The organism is Vibrio sp. R-1, from assembly GCF_035615595.1.
Classification (GTDB): domain Bacteria; phylum Pseudomonadota; class Gammaproteobacteria; order Enterobacterales; family Vibrionaceae; genus Vibrio; species Vibrio cholerae.
The window spans coordinates 1-5,396 of record NZ_WPDC01000135.1 but is presented as its reverse complement, the minus strand read 5'-3'; the positions used below and the strand labels follow the sequence as shown (position 1 = coordinate 5,396).

5 protein-coding genes and 1 pseudogene are annotated in these 5,396 nt (G+C 47.9%); 4 read left to right on the top strand and 2 right to left on the bottom strand.

Annotation, left to right across the window (positions count from 1 at the left end):
* A pseudogene (locus GOU96_RS16670) lies at nt 1–426 on the top strand (TMAO reductase system protein TorT); the annotation flags it as partial.
* 54 nt (nt 427–480) lie between these two features.
* A complete protein-coding gene (locus GOU96_RS16665; protein WP_000754102.1) occupies nt 481–936 on the top strand; it encodes a methylglyoxal synthase in 456 nt (151 codons plus the stop codon).
* Between the two features lie 68 nt (nt 937–1,004).
* Here GOU96_RS16665 and pncA read toward each other — a convergent pair whose 3' ends face one another.
* Complete coding sequence (gene pncA / locus GOU96_RS16660; RefSeq protein ID WP_000030361.1) at nt 1,005–1,625, bottom strand: bifunctional nicotinamidase/pyrazinamidase; 621 nt, start codon at nt 1,623–1,625, stop codon at nt 1,005–1,007.
* A 304-nt stretch (nt 1,626–1,929) separates the two neighbouring features.
* On the opposite strand from pncA, the gene GOU96_RS16655 reads away from it, so the two are divergent.
* Nucleotides 1,930–2,307 carry a diacylglycerol kinase gene (locus GOU96_RS16655; protein ID WP_000682926.1) on the top strand — a complete coding sequence of 126 codons (378 nt, stop codon included), beginning with the start codon at nt 1,930–1,932 and terminating at the stop codon, nt 2,305–2,307.
* 205 nt (nt 2,308–2,512) lie between these two features.
* On the opposite strand, the gene helD is transcribed toward GOU96_RS16655, so the two are convergent.
* Nucleotides 2,513–4,576, bottom strand: coding sequence for a DNA helicase IV (gene helD, locus GOU96_RS16650; RefSeq protein WP_267782026.1), 2,064 nt, complete (start codon nt 4,574–4,576; stop codon nt 2,513–2,515).
* A gap of 198 nt (nt 4,577–4,774) precedes the next feature.
* On the opposite strand from helD, the gene GOU96_RS16645 reads away from it, so the two are divergent.
* Nucleotides 4,775–5,396: FUSC family membrane protein (locus tag GOU96_RS16645; RefSeq protein ID WP_324702029.1), on the top strand; the 622-nt coding region annotated here is incomplete at its 3' end.

The window sequence follows — 5,396 nt, the reverse complement described above, 5'->3', positions numbered from 1 at the left end:
ATTACAGAAATCTTGTGGGCAGACAACGATAAAGAGCTGCAACGCAATTTGATACAGCAAGCTTTGGAGCAACCAGATGTGCGTTATTTGGTTGGCAGTGCGGTAGCAATTGAAGCGGCGATCAGCGAATTGCGTTCACTCAACAAAAGTGACCAAATCGGCCTTATCGCAACCTATTTGAGTCATGGCGTTTATCGCGGATTACTGCGAGGCCGCGTTGAATTCGCTCCAACCGATCAAATGGTCGAACAAGGTCGGCTTTCCGTACGCCAAGCCGCCGCGTTTTTACGCAACAAACCGTACGCGACACAACAAGCACCTAAGATTGAAGCGTTAACCCCCAAGCACCTAGAGAGAAAGATCATTGCAGATTCGTTATCTCCGTCCGAATACAGGCCCGTATTTCAAGTAAAAGCGGTTGAATAAACTCGAAAATTTGGTTATCAAACCTCTCATCCAAAATCATTAGGAAATGTACCCATGAAAAAAACCACCCGCACTATGGCAGCGCACAAACACGTTGCTCTTGTGGCTCACGATAACTGCAAAGGTGAACTGCTGCGCTGGGTAACAGAGAACAAGGAAAAACTGCAACGCCATTTCCTGTATGCCACTGGCACCACGGGGCATATGCTCAGTAAAGAAACGGGACTGGCGATCAAAAGTATGATCAGCGGCCCAATGGGCGGTGATCAGCAACTGGGCGCGTTAATTTCTGAAGGCAAAATTGATGTGCTGATTTTCTTTTGGGATCCACTCAATGCCGTTCCGCATGACCCCGATGTGAAAGCGCTGCTGCGTATCGCCAGTGTGTGGAATATTCCTGTCGCCACCAACCGCGCCAGTGCTAAATTCTTGTTTTCATCGTCTTTGATGGAGCAGGAAGTACAAATTGAAATTCCGGATTACCAAGCTTATCTCGCTGAACGCACCTAACACTTGGCCTAATCGCAACCATGGCTATGTCTTGAGATAGCCATGGTTATAGAGCCTGAAGTAGATCATTAACCTGCAAGCAACTGCTGAGAAGTGATCAACTGACACCCCGCCGTTTGCATCGCGTGCCACGCTGTCGCGCAATCGCCCGCATTCAGTTCCACACCTCGACACGCATCCTGAATGACCCAAGTTTTAAAGTAGAGGGAAACCGCATCCAGCGCGGTATATTTCACACAGTAGTCGGTCGCCAAACCTGCAATGTAAACCTCTGAAATTCCCTGATTACTCAAGTATTCGGCCAATCCGGTAGCATGGAAACGTTGGTTATCAAAAAAGCCACTGTAGCTGTCCACATCAAGATGGGTGCCTTTGGTGACAATGTGCGTAATTCGCTGCACATCTAAGCCAGCTATAAATTCTGCACCATGGGTATTTTGCACGCAGTGATCAGGCCACATCACTTGTGGAATGCCATTAAGGTCAATGACTTCGCCCGGAGTTTTCCCCTGCACGGACGCAAAACTCGCGTGTTTGGCTGGGTGCCAATCTTTGGTGGCAATCACATGTTCAAAGAGCGGAAGCAATTGATTAATCACAGGGACGACCGCATCGCCATCCGGCACTGGCAGCGCACCGCTGGGTGAAAAATCATTTTGGACATCAACTAACAGAAGTGCTTTGCTCATCGCCTCGTTTCCTTTATCGGGAGTGGGGTATGTGTATTGAATGGACCTTATTGGTTTTTACCCAAACTACTTGGCGTTGCAGCTTCAAGTAGGAAGGATATAGGCCGCCACTTTACAAAACTCATTGCAGTGTGAAAAGGAAATCTTCCCATTTCTCCATACTCAAATGACTTGGCGCTGCGACTTGAGTTTGGGCACAGATTAGCGATTTCGTCGCTATCTTAACGCCGATTAACACTGCCGATGTTTCCGTTAAGAGTATATAATCACGCGCTTATTTCCACTGACTAACTGAGTTCTTTGCATGAAACACTCTCGTACTGGCTTAAGTCGCATTATTTACGCCACTGGATATTCGATGAAAGGCTTTGCCGCAGCATGGAAAAATGAAGCCGCGTTTCGTCAGGAAGTTACCTTAGCACTCCCTTTGATCGCGTTGAGTTTTTTTCTGCCCGTAAGCACGATTGAACAAGTGTTAATGGTGGGCAGTTTAGTGTTGATCTTGATTGCTGAATTACTCAACTCAGCGATTGAAGCTGTGGTCGATCGCATTGGTGCAGAACGTCACGAATTGAGCGGTCGCGCCAAGGATATTGGCTCCGCAGCCGTGTTTGTTGCCCTCTGTTTTGCCGCGTTTACATGGGGGATCATCTTATTCAATACCTATACCCAAACGACTTAGAGTTGCAGGATGGGGGAACGAACATAGCCCCCTGCTGCTTCAAGTGGGAAAGGAATCGCATTTGGCAAATTGAACATAGGTAATCAACGAGATTGAACGTCACAGGTCCGACGATACGCTTTCGCCAGACCTCTTGCTCAATAAACGCTCTAACCAACAAGGCCATCGCTTCACGTCGTAAGGAAATAACCTTGTTGGTTAAAATTTACTTCTGCTTCACGACAGGATAGTCATCATTCAACAGCTCTTGAACAAAGCTGGATCCGTTGCCGTTATAAGTCACCCACACTTTCTCTTTGGCACGAGTCAACGCGACATAGAATAAGCGCCGCTCTTCGGCATACGGGAAATCATCCTCACTTTGATTCAACGCATCATCCAAATGCAAAGCTTTAACGCGAGCGGGGAATTGGCCATCATCGACCGCCAAAATAATCACATAATCCGCCTCTTTGCCTTTGCTGGCATGGCAAGTCATAAAATCGAGCTTGAGAGAGAGATAGCGATTCTGCCAATCTTTCAGTAACTCAGGTTTATGGTAGTGATTACGACCAAGCAGTAGCACGGTTTTCAGCTTATTGGTGGAGCGATTGATTTCATCCAATATTTTTTCAACCGAATGGTTCGGTGCCAGCATGACCGCTTTTTGCTTCTGGGTTTTAAAGCTATTGAGCGTTTTGGGTAGCTGATGCGGATTCTGCTGAATAAAGCGGTTGGCGACCGCACCAATCTGATCATTAAAGCGATAAGTAGTATCGAGATGGTGTACCGTCGAATGCGCAAAACGTGACGCAAAACCGGTGGTCAAATCCACATCCGAACCCGCAAATTGGTAGATGGATTGCCAATCATCGCCGACCGCAAACAGGTTACACTGGCCTTGGTTTTGCTCACACAGCGCTTGTAGCAAGCGAAATCGCTGCGGCGAGATGTCTTGATACTCATCGACCATAATAAATTTCCACGGCGAGCGGAATTTGCCTTTTTCGACATACTCGGTCGCTCTGGTGATCATGATGTTGAAATCAATCTGGTTTTGATCTTTAAGCATCTGCTGCCACGCTTGATAGCACGGCCAGCATAAGGAAAGCTCGCTGTTTAAGCGTGGATAATCATCGTGATCCACCAGCCGCTCTTGCAGCTCTTTTTTACTCAATCCCATTTGTGCCAATTGATCGAGCTGCTTCTCGAGCCATGCGATCAATTTCGGGTTTTCTACGTGGCTACCCAGCTCATCATCCCCCGCCAGATACGCAATCGGCCATTTGGCGAGATGTTTTTGCCAGCGTTTAAAATTGGTCGGCGTCATCCAGTGGCGCTTTAACCAATCAATACACCAAGCCTGCTTGAGTTTGCTGTCATTCGCGAGTGGCGACATGATCACCGTTTTGCCTTCCACTCGGTTGATAATGCGCAGACCCAACTGATGGAAGGTATTGATGTGCAAACGCTCGGCTTCCAAACCAATTTTGTTTTTTAAGCGCTCGGCCATCTCTTGTGCCGCATCGCGTGCAAAAGCGACCAACAAAATTTGCTCTGGTTTCGCCAAATGGCTCTGCAATAAATAGGAAACGCGCGCAGTCAGTACGCTGGTTTTACCTGAACCTGCACCCGCCAACACTAAGTTGTGATCGTCATTCAGCAGCACAGCGTATTGCTGCGAGACATTGAGCGGCGACGATTCACACTGGGAAAACAAGACTGTCCAGTTCGCGCGTTCTATCTCTAGCCAAGCTTTATTACGCTCATACAGCGTCGGGGAGGTATCGAGCAGCCAAGGCAGTAAGGTATCGAAAACCGTGGGAAGATGTTTTTGCGCTTCATGCAGCGTCATGTCCATCAGTTTTAAATCGGCATACACTTGCGCGACCCAAGCTTCAACGGAGGAGTGGGATAGAAAAGACGGCAGGCGCTTTAGACGAGACAACTCTTGCTGCCAACGCGGAAAATAGAGGCTCAATTGCTCACATTGGCGATTGTGCCAAGCTTGATAATGCGCCACTAATTGGTGCGCAAAATGGCGACACTCCGGCCAAGGAAGACCTTGTACCAGCCAACTGCGCTGCACGCCCTCTTCGGGATGAGCAAAAAACTGCAACGTTCCCCAAAACACGCCTCTGCGGATCTGCACTTCACCGTTCCAGACATGAAAGGGAATACGTTCTTCGCTACTGAGCGAAGTTAACACCAACCACTCTTTCTCAAGCTGGACTTGGTAATATTCATTGGCAATAAAAAATTGTGCAGTCTTATTCGCATTCAGCTGCATTGGTAAAAGCCCACTAACAAAGTTGTCGGCAATCATACCCCAAACTCCGGTGCCGATGAAAAGATAATGTCAATATTCTTAACGGTTAACGAGCATAGCGCAGAAGCAACAAACCGAGGTTTTCTTTATCTTGATCAGAATCTTATTGGTGTAATCTGCTAGACTTTGCCCTTTCTACACTGATGAATGTGCTGCGCTGTGCCGAAAATTAACCAACTGCGCCTGTATTGGGCGAATAAAACTGTTAACTACAGTGTCTTGATCTTATTGACTTTACTGGGTGTGGTGATCCCCGCTTGGTATTATCAGCTCAACACTTGGATCACCCCTTTGATTCTCGGGGTGATTGCCGCGGCACTCGCCGATCGAGATGACCGCTTTAGTGGCCGTTTGAAATCCATCATTCTCACTTTGATCTGCTTTGCGATTGCCGCTTTCTCGATTGAGATTCTGTTTCAAACCCCGTGGCTGTTTGCGCTTGGTCTATTCACCTCAAGTTTTGGTTTTATCATGCTCGGCGCTATGGGGGCACGCTACGCCAGCATCGCGTTTGCTTCTCTACTGGTTGCCGTGTACACCATGCTCGGTGCCCATCAAAGCACGAATATCTGGTTTCAGCCGTTACTTTTACTCAGCGGCAGCGCTTGGTACTACTTGATGTCGATGCTGTGGCATGCCTTTTGGCCAATGCAGCCCGTACAACAAAACCTCGCTAATGTGTTTCTGCAACTGGCCAATTATTTAGAGGCGAAATCCACCCTTTTCCACCCGGTTTCCAACATGATCCCGCAGCCACACCGGATCATTGAGGCCAATCTTA